Below are 17,091 nucleotides of genomic sequence, written 5' to 3' on the forward strand. Positions count from 1 at the left end.
CCCCCAACCCCCACCTCCGCTTCGGCTACGGCCGCCACCACTGCCCCGGCGCCCACCTGGTCCGCCGCCAGTCCGAGACCGCCTTCCGCGTCCTCCTCGACCAGCTGCCGGGCATCCGCCTGGCGGTACCGGTGGACGAGGTGCCGTGGCACCCCAACCGCATGGCGATCATGCCCGCGGGGCTGCCGGTCACCTGGTGACGGATGCGGGGGCTCACACCTCGGGAGCCCCCGTCTCCTTCAGCTCGCCGTCGGCCAGTCGCAGCCACCGGTCGACGCGGATCTCCCAGAGGAACCGTTCGTCGTGGCTGACCACCACGAAGGCCCCTTGGTAGGAGTTCAGGGCGCTCTCCAGCTGGCCCGCGCTGACCAGGTCGAGGTTGTTCGTCGGCTCGTCCAGGAGCAGCAGGTGCGGGGCCGGTTCCGCGCACAGGACGCAGGCCAGGGTGGCGCGCAGCCGCTCGCCTCCGGAGAGCGCCCGGACGGGCAGATGGGCACGGGCGCCCCGGAAGAGGAAGCGGGCGAGCAGGTTCATCCGCTCGGCCTCCGACCGCTCCGGGGCGAACTCGGCGAAGTTCTCGGCGACCGTACGGTCCGGGTCCAGCAGGTCGAGACGCTGCGAGAGGTAGGCGACGCGCCCCTCGGCCCGTTTGACCATGCCGCTCTCCGGGACCAGTCCGCCGTCGAGCAGCCGCAACAAGGTGCTCTTACCGGCACCGTTGGGGCCGGTCAGCGCGATGCGTTCCGGGCCCCGGATCGTCAGGTCGACGCCGTTCCCGGCGAAGACGTCCTTGCCGCCGAGCCGGACGCGGAGCTGTTCGCCGAGGAACAGGTTTCGTCCGGCGGGCACGTTGGTGTCGGGCAGGTCGAGCGTGATGCGCTGCTCCTCACGGAGTGCGCGCCCGGCCTCGTCCAGCCGGGCCTTGGCCTCACCGACCCGGTCGGCGTGCATCTGGCCGGCCCGTCCGGCGGCCTCCTGCGCGCCGCGCTTCATGTTGCCGGCGAAGATGCGGGGCAGCCCGGCGTTCTTCAGATTGCGGGCGGCGTTGCTCTGCCGGCGTTCGGCGCGTTCGCGGGCCAGCTGCATCTCCCGCTTCTCCCGCTTGAGCTCCTGCTCGGCGTTGCGGACGTTCTTCTCGGCCACCTCCTGCTCGGCGCGGACGGCCTCCTCGTACTCGGTGAAGTTGCCTCCGTAGGAGCGGAGTTCACCGTCACCGTCGAGTTCGGCGATGCGTTCCATGCGGTCGAGCAGGGCGCGGTCGTGGCTGACGAGGAGCAGGCAGCCGGTGAAGTTCGCCAGCACGTCGTAGAGCTTGTGCCGGGCGTCGAGGTCGAGGTTGTTGGTGGGCTCGTCGAGGAGCAGCACGTCGGGCCGCTTCAGCAGTTGCGCGGCGAGGCCGAGGGAGACGACCTGGCCGCCGCTGAGGGTGCTGAGTGTGCGGTCCAGGGTGACGTCGGTCAGGCCGAGGCGGTCGAGCTGGGCGCGGGTGCGTTCCTCGATGTCCCAGTCGTCGCCGATGGTGGTGAAGTGCTTCTCGTCGGCGTCCCCGGACTCCACGGCGTCGATGGCCCGGATGATCGCGGCGACGCCCAGCACCTCGGCGACGCTGAGCCCGCCCGTCAGGGGAAGGCTCTGCGGCAGGTAGCCGAGGGTGCCGGTCACGGAGACCGACCCGGTGGCGGGCCGCAGTTCACCGGCGATGAGCTTGAGCAGGGTGCTCTTTCCGGTGCCGTTGGGCGCGACGAGGCCGGTGCGGCCGGAGCCGAGGGTGAAGGACAGGTCCTGGAAGACGGGGGTGTCGTCGGGCCAGGCGAAGGACAGGTTCGAGCAGACGACGGAGACGCCGGACATGGAGGTGACCTCGCGAAGGGAGGGAGGCAGGGATGACACACCTGCCTCGGCAGCGGCAGACAAGGGGAAAGGAGGAACGACAACGAAGCCACGACGGCGGCGGTGCTTCCGCGGATGTCTCCGCGCACCGGCCGGTGGCCTGTCGGGTCCGGGTATCACCCGGAGATGTCGTCGTCCACCACCATGTCCGGTCTCCTCAACGCACGATCAGATTCCTTGCCAGTGTAGCAATACGGGTGTCGGGTCGATCAAGTAACGGTTGCGATGGGCAACCCCCGCCTTGGGTACGTGGACGTCGGCCACGTAGAGGACCGCGACGCTCGCGGGGATGGGGTGACCCTGCCGGCTGTGTCACCGGCCGCGTCGATCCCCGCTTCGTTCACCGCTCATCAGGGCAAGCGGGCGCGTTCGGCTCGGCTGGCGGCGATCCGCTCACGCGCGAGTGTACGGGCCCGCTTGGTGTCGCCGCCGCTGAGCCGGGCGAGGATCGTCGCGAGCGGCCTGATCCGGCCCCGGCCGCCCCAGTGGCCCTCGGGAATCTCGGTGGGGAACACCCAGATCCGGCGGGCGTCACGCGGCCAGGCGCCGTTCTCGGCATCGAGGATCGCCTCGGTGACCTCGGCGATGACGCTCGCACGCTTGTGCTCGTCGAGCTGGCCCTCGGGGACGGACGGGACCACCTTGTAACGCGGTGCGTCCGCGGGTTCTCCGCCGACGTAGACGGCGGCCGGCCGGTGCAGCCAGAGCCAGGAGACGGAACGGCTCAACGGGTCGGCGGGGTCGAATCCCTCGTTGCGGATGAGGATCTCGGTGATGCGGTTCAGCAGCGCCGCCTCGGCGTCCGGCTGGAGCGCGCCGTCGGGAATGTACACGTCGAGCATGGGCATGGCCGGTCCCCTTCTGAGTTTAGTTCTTCAACTCAGGTGGAGCCTACAAGGGCTGAGTACAGCTTGTAAACCCAGACGGATACACTCGTCCCATGGAGACGCGGCGAATCGACCCGGTGAACTGCTCGGTGGCGCGCGCCCTCTCGGTGGTGGGGGAACGCTGGTCGCTGCTGATCGTCCGTGAAGCGCTGGACGGCGCACGCCGGTTCGGGGAGTTCCACTTCCGCCTCGGGATCGCCAGAAATCTCCTGGCGACCCGGCTCGACACCCTGGTGGCCGCGGGAGTGATGCGCCGCGTGCCGTATCAGGAGCCCGGGGACCGGCAGCGCTTCGCCTACGAGCTCACCGAGCAGGGCCGGGCGCTGCGGCCCACGCTCGTGGCACTCCTGGAATGGGGCGACGCCTACCTCGCCGGCCCGCAGGGCCCGTCGGTCATCGTCCGGCACCGGCCCGCCGGCGATGCGAGCTCATGTGATGAGCCGGTCAGGGTCGTCCTCGAGTGCGCTGCCGGGCACAGCCACCTCGCCCCGGAGGACGTCTGCCGTACGCCCGGGCCGGGCGCGCGCTTCACGGAAGGCCCCTGAAATCCCTACCGACGCCCGGGCCACGGGGCGAAGGCTGCCTGACGCGGCGCCAGGCAGCATTGCTGGCCGGAGGCACATGTTCGGTTACCTGATCACCTGCTGGACGCCGCACCCGGCTCGGCGCGGACCAGTCGGCGGCTGACGAGGAAGTCCCAGACCTGCTGGGCGACGGAGGGCGGCATGGCGGAGACGGCGAGCTCAGCCTCCGGCAGGGTACGCGGCACGGTGAACAGCTGAAGCAGGGCAACCAGGCCGTCCGGGATGAAGTACAGCCGGCCGTCGACCCGCCGGAAGGCGAACCGGCCCGGCTGGTCGGAGTCGCCTCGGCCGGTCCAGTAGTAGTACGTGTACTCCCGCACCACCTCACGCTCCGGGCGGCGGATCACCGTGCCGTTGATGACGTAGCGCGCTTCGCGATTCGGCTGGGCCGAGCCCACGACCTTCATGATGTCCGCGCCGTACCGCTCCTGGTAGAAGTACGTGTGCGCGCAATCGGTGCCGCCCACCCACGGGCGCCCGAGATTGTTGCCCGTCAGGGACGCCTTGGCCTCCTCCACCGCGACCAGCTCGCGCTCGCTCAACCCGCCGTCGGCCTCGTCGTAGTCCAACGCCCGGGCGATGTCGTGATCGGGGTACGGCCTCACGTCACGCAGCCCGAACTGTTCGGGCCGCTTGGCCACGATCGCCCCGGCGGTGAGCATGAACGTGCCCAGACCGCCGAACGTCCACTTGTCGCGGTGCTCACGCAGGAAGCTGATCGACTCCATGGCTTCGCCGGCGGTCTCCGTCGGGAAGCCGGTGAACCCCATCATCTGCACACCGATCCCCGCCTGCGTCATGGCGTCGATCGTCTGTGACACCTGGGCGAGCGTGGTGCCCTTGTTGATCAGATCGAGGATGCGCTGGTTCGCGGATTCGAAGCCCACCGAGACCGAGACGCAACCACTGCGCCGTAAGGTACGGCACCGCTCGGTCGACCAGTACTTCTCCAGGCGGATCTCCGCTCCCCACCGGAAGTCCACATCCGATTCGATCACCCGCTCCGCGAATTTCAGAATGGTCGCCGGTGCCAGTACGTCCACCGAGAAATAGATGAACTTGGCGAACTTGGCTATCTCCGCGACATCGGCGACCATCTTGTCGACCGGGTCCTGCCGCCACGGGCTGGTCGGACTGTCCCCGTTGAGGCCGTAGTCGCAGAACGTGCACTTGTTCCAGTAACAGCCTCGGGTGGGCGAGTAGTACACGAACGGCTCGGGGCTCAGGTATTTGTCCCACGGCAGCGTCGAGTAGTCCGGGGTCGGCAGACCGGCGAGCCGTTCGTATGTGAACACCGGCAGTGCCCTGCCGACCCCGTGCCTCGGGTGCAGACGGACGTTGGGATGGCCGCTCGGCAAGCGGCCCGCGTCGAGGGAGTCGAGGATCTCCACATACGCGCTCTCGCCCTCACCCACCACGAGCGCGTCGAACACGTCGAAGATCTGGAACACGCTGCTCTTGTCCACCGCGTACTTGTTGACGTCGGCGACCTCGGTGCCGCCCGCCACCAGGAACACGTCCGGCAGTGCCTGGCGGATGAGCCGCGCCAGCCACAATGCGAACGGCAGTTGGGAGACGAAGGTGATGTTGATGCCGATGACATCGTGGCGGCCCGCGACCAGACGGGGCACCAGGACGTCGGAGTAGTACGGGGTGAACGCGTTGCTCAGCCGGGCGAGCATCGCCTCGTCCGTGAGATCCCGGACCGAGGAGACGTTGAACCTGTCGTAGGGCTGGAATTCGAATCCGTTGTGGAACTGTCCGGGCAGCCCTGCCGAGCCCACGGTGTTCATCCAGCCGGTGACGGTCTCCACCGCGTGCTGGTACTGGGAGTAGTCGTAGAACCGCTCGGGATCCTGAAGCACCCGGACGGCCTCGGCGGTCTGCTCGGGTGACACCTGCCCGGCACGCAGCCGCATCGCGGCAACCGTCGTGGGCGACATCCGGTCGTCGAACACGGAGGTGGCTGATGCCTGCTGGACCAGCCAGTTGTGGGGCAGGTCGGTGTATGAGTGATGGAACGCCTCGATGTTGGCGTCAATGATCGCGGCCGCGGCCTGCCCGTGCGCCCGGGCGTAGGAGTCCAGGTAGCACAGCGAGTGGTAACCGCAGGTCGGATCGGTCAGCGGTGGGTAGATCAGGACCGGGCGCATGTCTTCTCCTGGGCGGTGTCCCTGCCGTCAAGCCGCCGGCGACGGCATCCTCGTCAAAGCGGTCGGGCTTCCACCCGCTCCTTGATGGTGCGGATGGCCGATTCCAGCTCGTCCGCGTCGAACCGGAGGGCACGGGCGGGCACCGTCCCACGGCCCTGCACCCGGACCGGAGTCTCCGGTCCCAGGGCCACCGCCAACACGGTGCCGCTCATTCCTGGCACGGCGACGACGCCGTCCTTGACGGAAACCATCCCCTTGGCCTTCTCCCCCTGGTAGGAGTCGTGGGTCTCGCGCCGTACGGATCGCACGGCTCCGACATCGACGGAGACCGCCGCCAGATGGCCGGTGCGGATCACCAGGTGTTCGCCGTCGATGTAGTGGGGGCGGGTGTGCACGCCCGCGTAGACGCCGAACAGCCACAGGACGCCGTAGATCCCGAGGACGAGCAGCCCGGTGCGCAGCCAGGGCCAGGGCACGAGCAGCTCGGCGAGGAAGATCTCCAACGGCCCCATGAACATCATCGTCAGAAGGAATATCTTCTGGTTCGCCCCGTAGCGGATCACGGTGGCGTCCGCCGGCACGTCCTTGCGTCCGCGCACGAGCAGGGCGATCGACATGAATCCGCCCAGCTCATGGCGGATCAGCGTGAGCATGGGACGAGGCAGTACCGTGCCTGCCGCCTCGAGGAACGCGTCCCACCGGGGCACACCGCTCCGGCGCAGCCGCCGGTAGACCACCCGGGCCGCCATGGCGAGGCTGAGCGCCAGCACTCCGGTCAGGATCTCGATCCCGGTCGCGATGAGCACGGCGTCACCCAGATCGAGCACTCCGGTCGCCACCAAGGTCAATTCGACAGCGATCACGGTGAACGTCACCCATTTGAGGACGCGCACCATTCTGCCGCGCTCGGAGTCGGCCGATGCCTTTAACCGACGTCGATCAGATCTCATACGTTCCCCACCGATACGCGAATGATGGCCTGCTACTCACCATTCATATTTTCCTCGGTCGGTACGATCCAGTCCCGCTCCACGACCAGCCAACTGTCCCCCACCAGACCCCGTTCGAAATAGGCATAGGGCAGTGCACCGTAACCGCGCTCGCCCCATCCCTCTCCCCAACTGTTGCGGACCCGGAAGTGACGTCCGGTGTGGTCGAAACCCACGAGCAGAGTGATGTGCATGCCCAGGGAGCGCTCCCCCTCCCCGGGCAGCGGGATGACACCGGCCCGGAAGGAGGAGAACTGTGAGGTGTACAAGGGGAACTCACACGCCACCGGGAGTCCCGCACGCATCGCGGCACGCAGCGTACCGAGATACCGCTCCGGCGTGAGCTCCTCCTTGCGGATCCGCCAGGAGACCACGTCCGAGGTGCAGTGCGCTGCCGGACGAAGGCCGGTCTCCGGGTCGGTGTCCACAGTCGCGGCGGTCCACGGCCATGACGCCTCATCCGGCAGTCCGAACCGCCGCCATGCGGCGATGCTGGAATCGATGTGCGCGCCACGCCGATCGGGTTGCCCCATCAGACGGCGCGCCATCCGGTAGTTGAACAGGATCGAGGGCTGGATTTCCGCCTGCCGGGCCCGCCGGGCGAAGTAGGCGGCGAGCGCCGTGACCACGGCCGCGGTGCAGAGCGGCACCATTCCCTGGTTGATCACCGGTGGGAACCACTCGTCCAGGACCACACGGCCGGCGGGGCCGTCCCGCTCCTGGGGCCACGGTGGTGTGATGCCGGCGCCCTGCCAATGGAACGTGGCGGGGGCGCGGTCCAGGTCCCCCAGCCCCTCAGCCGCCGCTGACACGTTCGGCCGCCCGTTCGTCGTGGATCACTCGCATGACCGCGGCCAACCGCTGGTCGCGCATGAGGACCGCCTCCCGGAAGGCGCGGAGGGCGTCCGGGGCGAAGTCCGCTTCCGGGCGTCGCTCCGGCAGGAAGTGACGGTACCGGTCCTCGCCCCGGACGAGCAGCGCGCTGTCCGGCCCGTGCACCGGGCGGACCGACGGGGCCAGGTAGTCCACCGCGAAGCAGATCCGCTCCTCGGCCACGGTGCTCGGGCCGCTGCTGTGCACCGTCGTCGGCTGGTGGAGCGACGCCTGGCCCGCCTCGATCTCCACCGCGACCACGTCGTCCTCGTGGACGTCGTAGTCCGCCTGCTCACCCCGCATGAGGCCCGCGAGTGTGCGGTCGGCGAAGTCGTGCCGGAGGAGACCGGCCTTGTGTGACCGGCGGCAGTACAGCATCGTGCCGTTGTCCCGGCTGGTCCTTGTCAGCGCGAGCCAGACGCGCACCGCGTTGCCCTCGGCTCCCTCCCAGCCGAAGTACGGCGCGTCCTGGTGCCAGGCCAGCCTGCTGCCGCTGTGTCCCTCGCGTACGAACAGGTTCGTCGACCAGACCAGGAGATCCGGCCCGATGAGGCTGGAGGCGAGGTCCAGCAGTCCCGGGTGGTGGACGAGCCCGTCCGCCCAGCGCGCGACCAAGTGGATCTTGGGGTAGTTCCACCGGCGCTTCAGCAGGCCACCTGCCCGGTCGGTCACCGTGCGGTAGGTCCGGTAGGCGGTCACGGCCTCCGCGGCCTGGGACGGCGTCAGCACGTCGACGGGCATCAGATAGCCCTGCCGGTGAAAGAAGCCGATCTGCTCCGGGCTAAGCGGGCAGGGCGACTCCGCCACGGTGCACCCCCACGGCTCGCTCGATGGTCTGCTGCCGGTCTCCCGTCAGGTAGTCCCGCATGGCGCGGAGGAGCAACCGGGCGTCATCGGCCTTGGTGTCGGGTGCGGTGGTGGCGAAGTAGCGGGCCAGGGCCGCGTGCTCGTCGTCGGGAACGGCACCTCGGATGGCGTGCAGGGCCGCACGTGCGGACCGCTGCGGGAAGTAGAGGCTCGCCGCCGCGCGCAGGAATGCCTCGGCGGTTGCCGGGCCCACGACGGCGGACTCCAGCGCGGCGGCAACGGCGAAGCGCAGGTTGACCATCGGCTCGGAAATGGGCGCCCCGGTCTCCTCGTCGAAGGCGATGGCGACCTCGTCGTCGGCGTCCACCTCTTCCGTACGGTAGGCCTCGAAGATCTTGCCGACGCCCACCATGCCCCAGTGGTGGCATTCGGCCGCCCGCAGCGCGCCCATGCTGGAGGAGCCGAAGACCTTGACGCCCCGGTCGACGACATCGAGCACCTCCTTCGGCGAGACGCACAGCGTCGAGAGGAACTTGCCGTCGACGATTCCGACGGCCCTCGGCAGTTCGGGCCTCTTCAGCAATTCCGCCAGGTCGCCCCGGGCGATCGGAGGCAGGTACTCCGCGTCCAGTTCCTCGGTGGCGGCCGCGAGGGGAAGGCTCGGCCCCAGGTACACAACAGCGTCCATCGGTGGTCTCCTCATCCCGCGTTCGTCGTGGCGAGGGCACGGTGCCGCGCCGAGATGTCCTGCACGGCCTGCTTCCAGGCCGCCCTCGCGCGGTCACCCAGCTTGCAGTGGTCCACCGCCCACGACTCGAGGCCGGGAACCATCACCCGCACGACGCTGACGGGGATGTGGGGTGGCGAGAAGTCGACCACGATCGCCCGCTTGATCCCGGCACGGCTCAACCGGGCCAGCATCAGCCGGACGTCGTCCATCACGTCGTCGTGCTGGTACGTGGTGAGATCCGCGGCGTCGAGCACCTTGTCCATCGGATTCCAGATCCAGGCGCCCTTGTCGAAAGTCGACGAGCGACGCACGTGATACATGTGCTTCGGCACGTCGGTGCCCGGCAGGGATATGTCCTCCCGCATCGCCTGGATGTCGACCACCCGGCCCTGTGCGCATTCGGTGATGGCGCGGACGACCGCCACCTCCGCGTCCGGGTGGGTGCCGAACCCGCCGTGCCCCTGAGACACCGTGGGGCCCATGTCCTCGGCCGTGGCGGCCATGAAGCTCGGGATGCCGAGGTCGCTGTTGAGCTGGATCACCCGCATCTCCAGACCAGCGGCGTGGATCTTGGCGATGAGCGACTGGGCCCGCCCCGGCAGTGAACCGACGGAGACGTGCGGGTTGAGCTCCCGCAGGAAGCCGGTGATCTCACGCGACTGCGCGGGCACCGAGGACAGCCCCTTCTCCAGCACCTGACAGAGCTGGCTGCTGAGCACCTCACTGATGGTGATCGCGTCCCTCTCGATCACCTCGCACAGCGCGTGGCAGATCGCCTCCTCGAGTGTGTTGCCCGAGGCCAGGCCGTTCGTGGTGGTGATCTTGTAGCAGGGCGCCTCGTGGAACTTCGGTGAGTAACAGGCGCCGTCCTGCGGGACGAGCACCTCCTCATCGTTCAGCAGGTCGTATCCGAGGGTCCACGAGATCGGCAGGTCGTCGGCGTAGTAGGGGGCCAGTTCGAAGACGTACTCGCCGGGGTGCATCACGGACCTGCCCTGCGCGATCAGCTCGTCGTACGTCGCGATCGCGTCGGGGCGCCTCGGCAGCCAGGCGGAGAACCGCTCGATGCCCTCCATCACCGCCGAGGTCTTGGCGTCGATCGCGGTCAGGCCCTTGCCGTTGTAGACCGAGATGATGTCGTTGGAGCGCGGCGAGATGGCGTTGTACACGGGGATCCCGATCCGGTCCAGCCCCGTGATGTCGGCGACCCGTGTGATGCCGGCGCGCAGCAGGTGCGGCGTGACCCGAGCGTAGGTCTGCGCGCTCGTCACCTCCCGGTGGACGCCGACGCCGTTCGCCTTGGGTGCACTGGTACGAAGCTTCACCGCGTCTCCTCCCCGTCCAGCACGATGCTGGCGCGGCCGTCGCCCTCGTAGTGGTAGGTCAGTGTCAGTTGGTCTCCCGGCTTCACCGTGCGCCCGTTCGCGAAGACCCATCCCGCGGTGAACCAGTGGCTCCGGTCGCTGCCGTCCCACGGTGCGGTGGACAGGTAGGTGGTGGGGCCGATCCTGCCCTTGAAGAAGACGATGGCGGCATTCACCACCCCGGGCCGCGAAGCGGGCACGGTCACGGTGCTCGCGAACTTCCGGACGTCGGTGTGCAGGTCGAGGTTGTACAGCGGTACGGGCTCGGACATCCGTTGCCAGTGCCGCACCTTCTCCGGGCGCTCGTAGAAACCCGCGACCCGCTTGTTGTCCTCCTCCAGCATCGGGGAGAAGTCCATCCCGAACCTGTCCTGCCAGCGTTCGATGTGCTCGGGGAGGACTCGGTGGCGCGCCCGCATGTCCTCCGGCATGCACACGAGGTAGACATAGCTTTCGAAGGACTCGGGGATGAGCCTGGCATCCGGCGTCAGGAGGCGCCTGCGGGCGTCCTGGAGGTTCTCCCAGATCACCATGTCGAGGCAGTCGTTTCCGACGATGTCGGTGGTCAGCACGGTGGCCCGTTCCGGCAGTTCCGTCGTCGTCGACCAACCGCGGATCATCGTCACTTTGTCGGCGTAGCCGTTGTGCGCGATGACCTTGGCCGCGAGGTCACCGGAGCGGGCGGGTTCGAGGGCGTAGACGTGCCGGGCGCCGGCGCGGGCGGCGGCGAGCGCGAGGATCCCGGAGCCGGTACCGAGGTCGAGGACGACGTCGTCAGGGGTGACGGTCTCCTCGATCGCCTTGATGAAGAGCCCCTTGCGCAGCGGGTCCTCCAGGATGGCGATGTTCAGGTAGGCCAGGCCGTATCCCCCGATGGGGAACATCAGGCCGGTGTAACCCTCCGGAGCCTCCGTGGTGAGGACGCCCGCGTTCACCATCGCGGTCAGCGTGCCGATCAGTTCCTCGACGGCGCGGTGGCCGGTGAGTCTCGGCCGCAGTCGCTGAACCCCCTCGGCCAGCGTGCGGGGCTCGTAGAACACGTCGAGCAGCGATATCGCGTGATGACCGAACTCGAAGATCCGCCGATCGTGGTGGATGCGCACCTGATGGGCGCTGTCCACCTCGATGAGGAGTTCGGGAGCGCGACGGAGCACGGTACTGGCACCTACGGTCACATCAATCCCCCATGTTCTCTGCGTTGTTGCCGGATCGGCCCTGTGGTGCGCCCTCCGCGGCACGCACCAGTGCTCGCAGCAGAGCGGGCCGGTAGTCCCCCATGGAGCCCGGTTCCGTCGTCTCACCCGCGACCGCCAGGCCCTCTTCGGGTTCCACGACGGTGAACCCGTCCTCGCGCAGCTGCCGGACGTTTCGGCGCACGGCCGGTTTCGCCCATGTGGTGGCGCTGGTCGACGGGACGACGATCACCGGGCAGGACAGCGCCATGATCGTCGACGTCGCGAGGTTGTCCGCGATGCCGTTGGCCAGCTTGCCGACGAGGCCGGCCGTGGCGGGCAACACGATGGCGGCCTGGGCCCAGTCCGCCAGTGACACATGTGAGCGCGCTTGCGCGGGCAGGTCGTCCCAGTCGACGTAGACCTCGCACCCGGCGACCCGCTTGATCGAGTCAACGGTGACCAGCCGGGTGGCCATCGGGGTCAGGACGACCCGGATCCGCCGCAGCCGGAGCCGGTCCTTGAGCCACAGCAGGATGTGCGGCAGGCCCAGCACCGCGACGGAGCAGGAGCCGAACACCATGAGCCGGACCCCGCTGAGGTCCTGTCGCGTCTCGTTCACCAGCCTCCGTCCTCGATGAGGTCCACCAGATCCCGCCACCGCCCGGTGACCCTGGCCACCACCTGTTCGAGCTGGTCCGCCGAGCCGGTACGGACGGCGGCCTGCGCGTAGTGCTCCAGCAGCCGGTCCGCGACCAGGGCGGGGAGCCGGTCCGGTCCGGGGCCCTCCCCGGCACTGGCGTAGCCGGTGAGGAAGGCGCGGACGAGCGCCGGGAACCGGCCGCCGCCGGTGCCCACGGCGGCCGACTCGACGAGTTCGGCGAGGAAGAAGGCGATATCCCGGTCGGGATCGCCCACCCCGGCCTCCCGCCAGCCCTGCACCACGGGACGGGTCAGCGGCACCACCAGACCGGAGGAGAACCGGCCGTGCACCACGCTGTCCGGGCGGGGCCGTGCACCTGCCGGGGCGGCGGCCGACGCGAGCACCCCGTCGCCGAACCCGGCCAGACCGGCACGCGCGGCATCCACCCTGTCCGTGCGGGCGGAGCCCGGGGGCAGCCAGGCCGCGTGGCCGCGGACGGGCAGGAATCCCGCCTCGGCGGCGGGTGTGGAGTGCGTGCGGCCGAGGAAGGTCCCGAGGGCTTCACACACGCTCGCCCAGTGGTCGGCGCCCGCATGAGGAGGGGCGCCGAAGAGGGCGTCGCACAGCAGGGAGGGCGTGGGCATCACGGGCCAGGCCGCCAGGTCCGGCCGGACCAGTTCGGGCAGCGCCGCCACTGCCCCGCCAGAGGTGGCGACCAGGTCGGCCAGCTGCCGCATCTGGTCGGTGCCCAGGTAGTCGCCCGGCGCCACCGCCTGCTCGAACCACCGGTACCCGGCCCCGGAGCGCACGCAGCGGCGCGCCACGAACGGGCCGTCCATCGACCGCACGGTGGCCGTCGTCGCGGCACCGGCCGTCATCGCGGGACCCCGAGCGATGGCCGGGGTGCCTCGTAGGGCCGTTCGACCGACAGGCCCTCCTGGCGGAACCGGTCGGCGATCGCCTCGACCCGGCCGTCGAGGTCGGTGACCCCGCGGGCGTGGGCGTCGACGAGACCTTCCGCCACCAGGGTGCAGCGGTTCTCCCCGAAGCTCACCGTGCGTCCGCGCAGCTGTGGTTCCACCGCGAAGGAGATGCCGGGCAGCAACGGTTTGACGAAGCAGGGCCGGTCGTCGCGGAGCCTGTCCGCGAGTCGGGCGTGGATCTCCGGTACCACGGCCTGGTGTCCGAGCCAGTCGGACTCGCGCAGGTACAGCACACCGGCATCGCGCCGGACGTAGGCGGTCGGGTCGTTGGCCATCTTGAAGCTGAAGGGGATCCGTCGGCGGTTCACGGCCGTCGTCACGACGCGCATGACCTCCGGGGCCGCCTCCGGCCCGGCCGGCGTGAAGTAGATCCGGACCATCGTGGACTCGTCGGACTTGTGCGGCGGTCCCTCGTCCCCCACGGCCATGTACCAGCCGAGCACCGCGTAGCGTCGGCACGGCGGAAGGACCACCGAGACCGCGGCGCCGGCCTCGACCGGATCGTCGTGAACCAGTTCCTCGGCAGCCGCGAGCACCGAGATGCCGTCCTTCTCGACCAGCCAGCCACCGTCCCTGGCCTCGCGGACACGCCACCCCGGCACGCGGTAGCCGGTGCCGGCGTTCGCCGCGTGGAGAAGCTCGGTGAACGCGTAGTCCTCGTGGTCCACCAGCGCCGCGACCGCCCGGCCACCGCCGACCAGCAGACGGGCGGCGGCGTCGTCTCCCGCGTAGTAGGTCAGGTAGATCAGGCGGGAGAGATAGGAGACCACCGGGTAGTCGGCTCTCGCCTCCATATCCCTCGGCGGGGTGAGCCTGCCGAACCGGGGGTGCCAGAACGTGCGCTCGTCGAGGATGACCACCTCGTCGGCGATCCGCCGGACGACGTCGAGGTACTCCGTCATTTCATGATCACCTTAAGTGTCGGGTCGGCGATGAGCCTCTTGCCGTACAGCAGGCACAGGTGGCCGACCTGGGTGAGCATGCCTAGTTGTTGCAGGCGCATCGCGGCCTGGAGCAACAGGGAGACTCCGGCGTACCGCAGGACGCGCAGTTCCATGTCCCCGGTGATCCCCGAGAGCGTGCGATAGGCGCTCAGGAAGGTGCGGGCGTTGCGTCGTGCCGTGCTGAGGGCCTCGGCGTCACCGTGTCTGCGGACCGATTCGACCAGGAACTGGCCGACCAGATAGCCGACGTCGTAGCACGGGTCCCCGAACCCTGCGAGTTCCCAGTCGATCAGCCGCACCACGCAGTCCGCGCTGGGCTCGCGGGGGAACAGGATGTTGTCGTCCCTGAGGTCGTAGTGGACGATCGTGTCCGGTCGCCACTGCTCGTGGAGCTCACGGAAGTGCGCTTCCAGCTCCTGCATGACCCGCAGGTAGATGTCGAAGTCGAGCCCCGCTCCATGGGCGTACTCATAGGGCGTCAGCTGGGTGGACATGGGCACGGGAGGATGGAGCAGCCACTCCGGGAACTTGCGGTAGGCGTCCTGGACCGGCGCCTGGTGCAGGTCCACCAAGGCGGCGGCCAGGTTCACCAGGTGGCGGACATCGACTTCCGGGTCGCGCTGCGTCAGTTCACGCAGGCTGTCGCAGTCCTTGATCACGTCCAGAGCGATCGCGCGCGTACCGCTGCCGCAGGCGACCAGCCGGGGTACCGCCTGCCTGGCCCTCGGCGAAAGCTCCAGGTCCTCGAGCATGCCCAGCACGACGCGCTCGTAGTCGTTGTCCAGTTCCGTGTCGGTGTCGGGGAACTTCACCAGGCAGGCCGATCCGTCGGCGAGCTCCACCATGAGAACGACCCGCCGTGAGGCGCACCGCTCCACCCGGACCACCCGGTCCTCCGTGAACCCCAGCATGGCCAGCGCCGTGCGGTCGGGCTGGAACTCCTCCACGAGGTTTCCGGCCTGACGTGGCGCGGGGCGCCGACCCGGGCGCGGGGTGAAAAACCCCAGCGCCCGGGCGCGCAGAAGCTCGAGGGCTCCTGTACTTTCCGTCATGACCGCTGATATCAACAGTGGGTCGCAGGCGTGACGACGACGGAGACGAAGGTGCCCTGGACGCCCTCGTCCGGGTTCAGCCCCACCTGTTCCTCGAGGAACTTCTGAAGCTCCTCGGAGGAAACCCCGGCCAGCTCGCTGAACGACGCGTCGATCGAGTCGACCGTGGTCGCCGAGTTCGCTTCATCGGCCTTGATCTGATCGATGAGTTCTTCGATATTCGGGGTTGACGCGGTCATTCGATTCCTCCCCATCAGTCTTGCAACCCGGGATGGGCTGCCGAAAAACATCCTTGCACGGCCGCGCATGGCGAACGCATCGCCTACGAATGAGCAACAGGACCAGGAAGCCGCGTTCACTTTTCAGAAATGACAAACACCCGCTATGGGCCACCCAATTCGCACTGCGCGAAAACCGGGTAAAGAGGACCGCTTCGAACCTCAGACAGAATCGTCGTCGCGATGCAGGACAGCGCTGTGCAACTGTTGCAGCACAGCGCCCGGTCGCACCCCGAGATTGCGGTCGAGCAGTCGCCAGCACTCCTGATAGGAGTTCAGGGCCGAGCCGATGTCACCGGTCAGGTAGTACGCGCGCATCAAATGGGCCCAGAGCCCTTCTCTCATCGGGTGCTCGGCGAGCAGGGCCCGGATCTCCGGAATCAGCAGCCGGTGTTCCCCGAGGCGGAACTGCAGCGACAGCAGATCCTCCTGCGCCACCAGCCGGAGCTCGTTGAGGGCGTCGAGCTGCCTGCGCAGGACGTCCGCGACCGCGAGATCCGTCTGGCCGGCGTCGCCCCGCCACAGGCTCAGTGCGAGTCGCAGCGTCGCCACGGCCTTGGTCAGCGCGCCCGCCCTGGTCTCCTCACCCGCGTGCCGCACCAGGCGCACGAAGACGTCGGCGTCCAGTTCCATGGGTTCCACGCGCAGGCGATAGGACCCGCCGTCCGACGGTCCTCCGCGCTTGACCGTCGACAGCCGCACCACCCCCGGGTCGGCGAAGTTGAGCGCTTTACGCACTCGAGCGACGTAGGACCGGATGTTCGGCCGCGCGGATTCGGGAGGGACGTCCCACAGGAGGTTCCCCAACTGCGCCTGGGTCACGAACAGGTTGGCCCGCAGCAGCAAAGCGGCGAGTGCGCCCCGGGTCTTGTTCTCCGAGAGAAGCTGCTTGACAGTCTCGTCGTGGTTCGGATCAAAACTCCAGATAACTACCGGACCGAGGAGGCCGAACTTCAGCGCCGACGACTGATCCGACCACACCCCCGGGCGCGTAGTCAGATCGCCTGCTGCTTTACACGTCCGCGCTAATGGCAAGGTTATGCCCGGTTGACTCACGTGACTTCCCCCGGTCGTCATGGTCATCATGCCGACGGGCTCCGCAGCGGAAACGAAGCACCGTTGAAAAGCACAGCCATCCGGCCACCCCGAGCGGCCGGACGACGTTGGCACGCCTCAGCCGGAGCGCTGTTGTCCCGCTGAAGCCGCAGTCCGCAACAATCACACCATGTAACACCGACCGCTCCGTGATCGCCACCCATGGAATCGGACGCAATGCGTTGGCCATGCGCCGCAATTGTCAGCTTGCCGACGGGCGCTTTGCGGCTGGAGGCGATACGGATCCGGCTCCGGGGCACCGCTGGTGCGGGTCTTCTCGCCGATCCGGACCAGACGGCCGCCGACCATCCCCGTGCTCGGGAAGATCAAGCTCGACGATCTCGACGATCTCCGCGATCGACAACAACCGCCTCGTGATCACCACGCCCAAGACGTGCAACCGTCTTGCGCCCACAAGCTGCAAAAACGGCGGAAAGGCCGCTTCCTCATTACGAGGAAACGGCCTCCGACCTGCGAAAATCGCTGGTCGGGACGGCGGGATTTGAACCCACGACCCCTTGACCCCCAGTCAAGTGCGCTACCAAGCTGCGCCACGTCCCGGTGCTCGTCCGGCCCGGGCTTTCGCCCTCGCCGACCGCGCATGAGAACAATACCGCACTTCGCGCGGTGCTCGCGCACCCCTTTCC

The 17,091-nt window shown here is 68.6% G+C and carries 16 protein-coding genes, 1 tRNA gene and 1 pseudogene; 2 read left to right on the top strand and 16 right to left on the bottom strand.

Annotated features, from left to right (window positions below; translation table 11 throughout):
- Nucleotides 1-200, top strand: a pseudogene (locus tag K6I33_RS17290) (cytochrome P450); the annotation flags it as partial.
- A gap of 13 nt (nt 201-213) precedes the next feature.
- Here K6I33_RS17290 and abc-f read toward each other — a convergent pair.
- Nucleotides 214-1,851, bottom strand: a complete 1,638-nt coding sequence (gene abc-f, locus K6I33_RS17295) for a ribosomal protection-like ABC-F family protein (protein WP_229353069.1) — start codon at nt 1,849-1,851, stop codon at nt 214-216.
- A 389-nt stretch (nt 1,852-2,240) separates the two neighbouring features.
- Complete coding sequence (locus K6I33_RS17300; RefSeq protein WP_229353070.1) at nt 2,241-2,738, bottom strand: hypothetical protein; 498 nt, start codon at nt 2,736-2,738, stop codon at nt 2,241-2,243.
- 92 nt (nt 2,739-2,830) lie between these two features.
- Here K6I33_RS17300 and K6I33_RS17305 point away from each other — a divergent pair, with 92 nt between their 5' ends.
- On the top strand, nt 2,831-3,322 hold the full coding sequence (locus K6I33_RS17305; protein ID WP_229353073.1) for a helix-turn-helix domain-containing protein: 492 nt from the start codon (nt 2,831-2,833) through the stop codon (nt 3,320-3,322).
- A 92-nt stretch (nt 3,323-3,414) separates the two neighbouring features.
- Here K6I33_RS17305 and K6I33_RS17310 read toward each other — a convergent pair whose 3' ends face one another.
- From K6I33_RS17310 to K6I33_RS17375, 14 genes are all read right to left on the bottom strand, one after another.
- Nucleotides 3,415-5,514 carry a radical SAM protein gene (locus K6I33_RS17310; protein WP_229353076.1) on the bottom strand — a complete coding sequence of 700 codons (2,100 nt, stop codon included), beginning with the start codon at nt 5,512-5,514 and terminating at the stop codon, nt 3,415-3,417.
- 53 nt (nt 5,515-5,567) lie between these two features.
- Nucleotides 5,568-6,389: a hypothetical protein gene (locus K6I33_RS17315; RefSeq protein WP_229353079.1), complete on the bottom strand. Its 822-nt coding sequence runs from the start codon at nt 6,387-6,389 to the stop codon at nt 5,568-5,570.
- A gap of 107 nt (nt 6,390-6,496) precedes the next feature.
- Nucleotides 6,497-7,171 carry a C1 family peptidase gene (locus K6I33_RS17320; RefSeq protein ID WP_229353081.1) on the bottom strand — a complete coding sequence of 225 codons (675 nt, stop codon included), beginning with the start codon at nt 7,169-7,171 and terminating at the stop codon, nt 6,497-6,499.
- A 127-nt stretch (nt 7,172-7,298) separates the two neighbouring features.
- Complete coding sequence (locus K6I33_RS17325) at nt 7,299-8,183, bottom strand: phytanoyl-CoA dioxygenase family protein (protein WP_229353084.1); 885 nt, start codon at nt 8,181-8,183, stop codon at nt 7,299-7,301.
- Entirely contained in the window at nt 8,158-8,871 is a 714-nt protein-coding gene (locus K6I33_RS17330; protein WP_229353086.1) for a TfuA-like protein, read from the bottom strand. Before K6I33_RS17330 ends, K6I33_RS17325 begins: the two co-directional genes overlap by 26 nt.
- Before the next feature lie 11 nt (nt 8,872-8,882).
- On the bottom strand, nt 8,883-10,238 hold the full coding sequence (locus K6I33_RS17335; RefSeq protein WP_229353089.1) for a YcaO-like family protein: 1,356 nt from the start codon (nt 10,236-10,238) through the stop codon (nt 8,883-8,885).
- Nucleotides 10,235-11,431: a 50S ribosomal protein L11 methyltransferase gene (locus K6I33_RS17340; protein ID WP_229353095.1), complete on the bottom strand. Its 1,197-nt coding sequence runs from the start codon at nt 11,429-11,431 to the stop codon at nt 10,235-10,237. The genes K6I33_RS17335 and K6I33_RS17340 overlap by 4 nt, the downstream gene beginning before the upstream one ends.
- A 22-nt stretch (nt 11,432-11,453) precedes the next feature.
- The gene (locus K6I33_RS17345; RefSeq protein WP_229353097.1) at nt 11,454-12,071 is read right to left on the bottom strand and encodes a flavoprotein; all 618 of its coding nucleotides are present in this window, start codon (nt 12,069-12,071) and stop codon (nt 11,454-11,456) included.
- Nucleotides 12,068-12,970: a hypothetical protein gene (locus K6I33_RS17350; RefSeq protein ID WP_229353099.1), complete on the bottom strand. Its 903-nt coding sequence runs from the start codon at nt 12,968-12,970 to the stop codon at nt 12,068-12,070. The genes K6I33_RS17345 and K6I33_RS17350 overlap by 4 nt, the downstream gene beginning before the upstream one ends.
- Entirely contained in the window at nt 12,967-13,977 is a 1,011-nt protein-coding gene (locus tag K6I33_RS17355; RefSeq protein WP_229353102.1) for a T3SS effector HopA1 family protein, read from the bottom strand. Before K6I33_RS17355 ends, K6I33_RS17350 begins: the two co-directional genes overlap by 4 nt.
- On the bottom strand, nt 13,974-14,966 hold the full coding sequence (locus K6I33_RS17360) for a phosphotransferase family protein (protein ID WP_229353105.1): 993 nt from the start codon (nt 14,964-14,966) through the stop codon (nt 13,974-13,976). The genes K6I33_RS17355 and K6I33_RS17360 overlap by 4 nt, the downstream gene beginning before the upstream one ends.
- 116 nt (nt 14,967-15,082) lie before the next feature.
- Nucleotides 15,083-15,310, bottom strand: coding sequence for a thioviridamide family RiPP peptide (tvaA, locus tag K6I33_RS17365; RefSeq protein WP_229353109.1), 228 nt, complete (start codon nt 15,308-15,310; stop codon nt 15,083-15,085).
- A gap of 201 nt (nt 15,311-15,511) precedes the next feature.
- Nucleotides 15,512-16,330 (bottom strand): AfsR/SARP family transcriptional regulator, encoded by an 819-nt coding sequence (locus tag K6I33_RS36365; protein WP_229353111.1) that lies wholly within the window; start codon nt 16,328-16,330, stop codon nt 15,512-15,514.
- Between the two features lie 598 nt (nt 16,331-16,928).
- Nucleotides 16,929-17,005: transfer RNA gene (locus K6I33_RS17375), tRNA-Pro, on the bottom strand.
- Between the last annotated feature and the right edge of the window lie 86 nt (nt 17,006-17,091).

This window comes from Streptomyces sp. UNOB3_S3, assembly GCF_020740895.1.
In the GTDB taxonomy this organism is placed as follows: Bacteria; Actinomycetota; Actinomycetes; order Streptomycetales; family Streptomycetaceae; genus Streptomyces.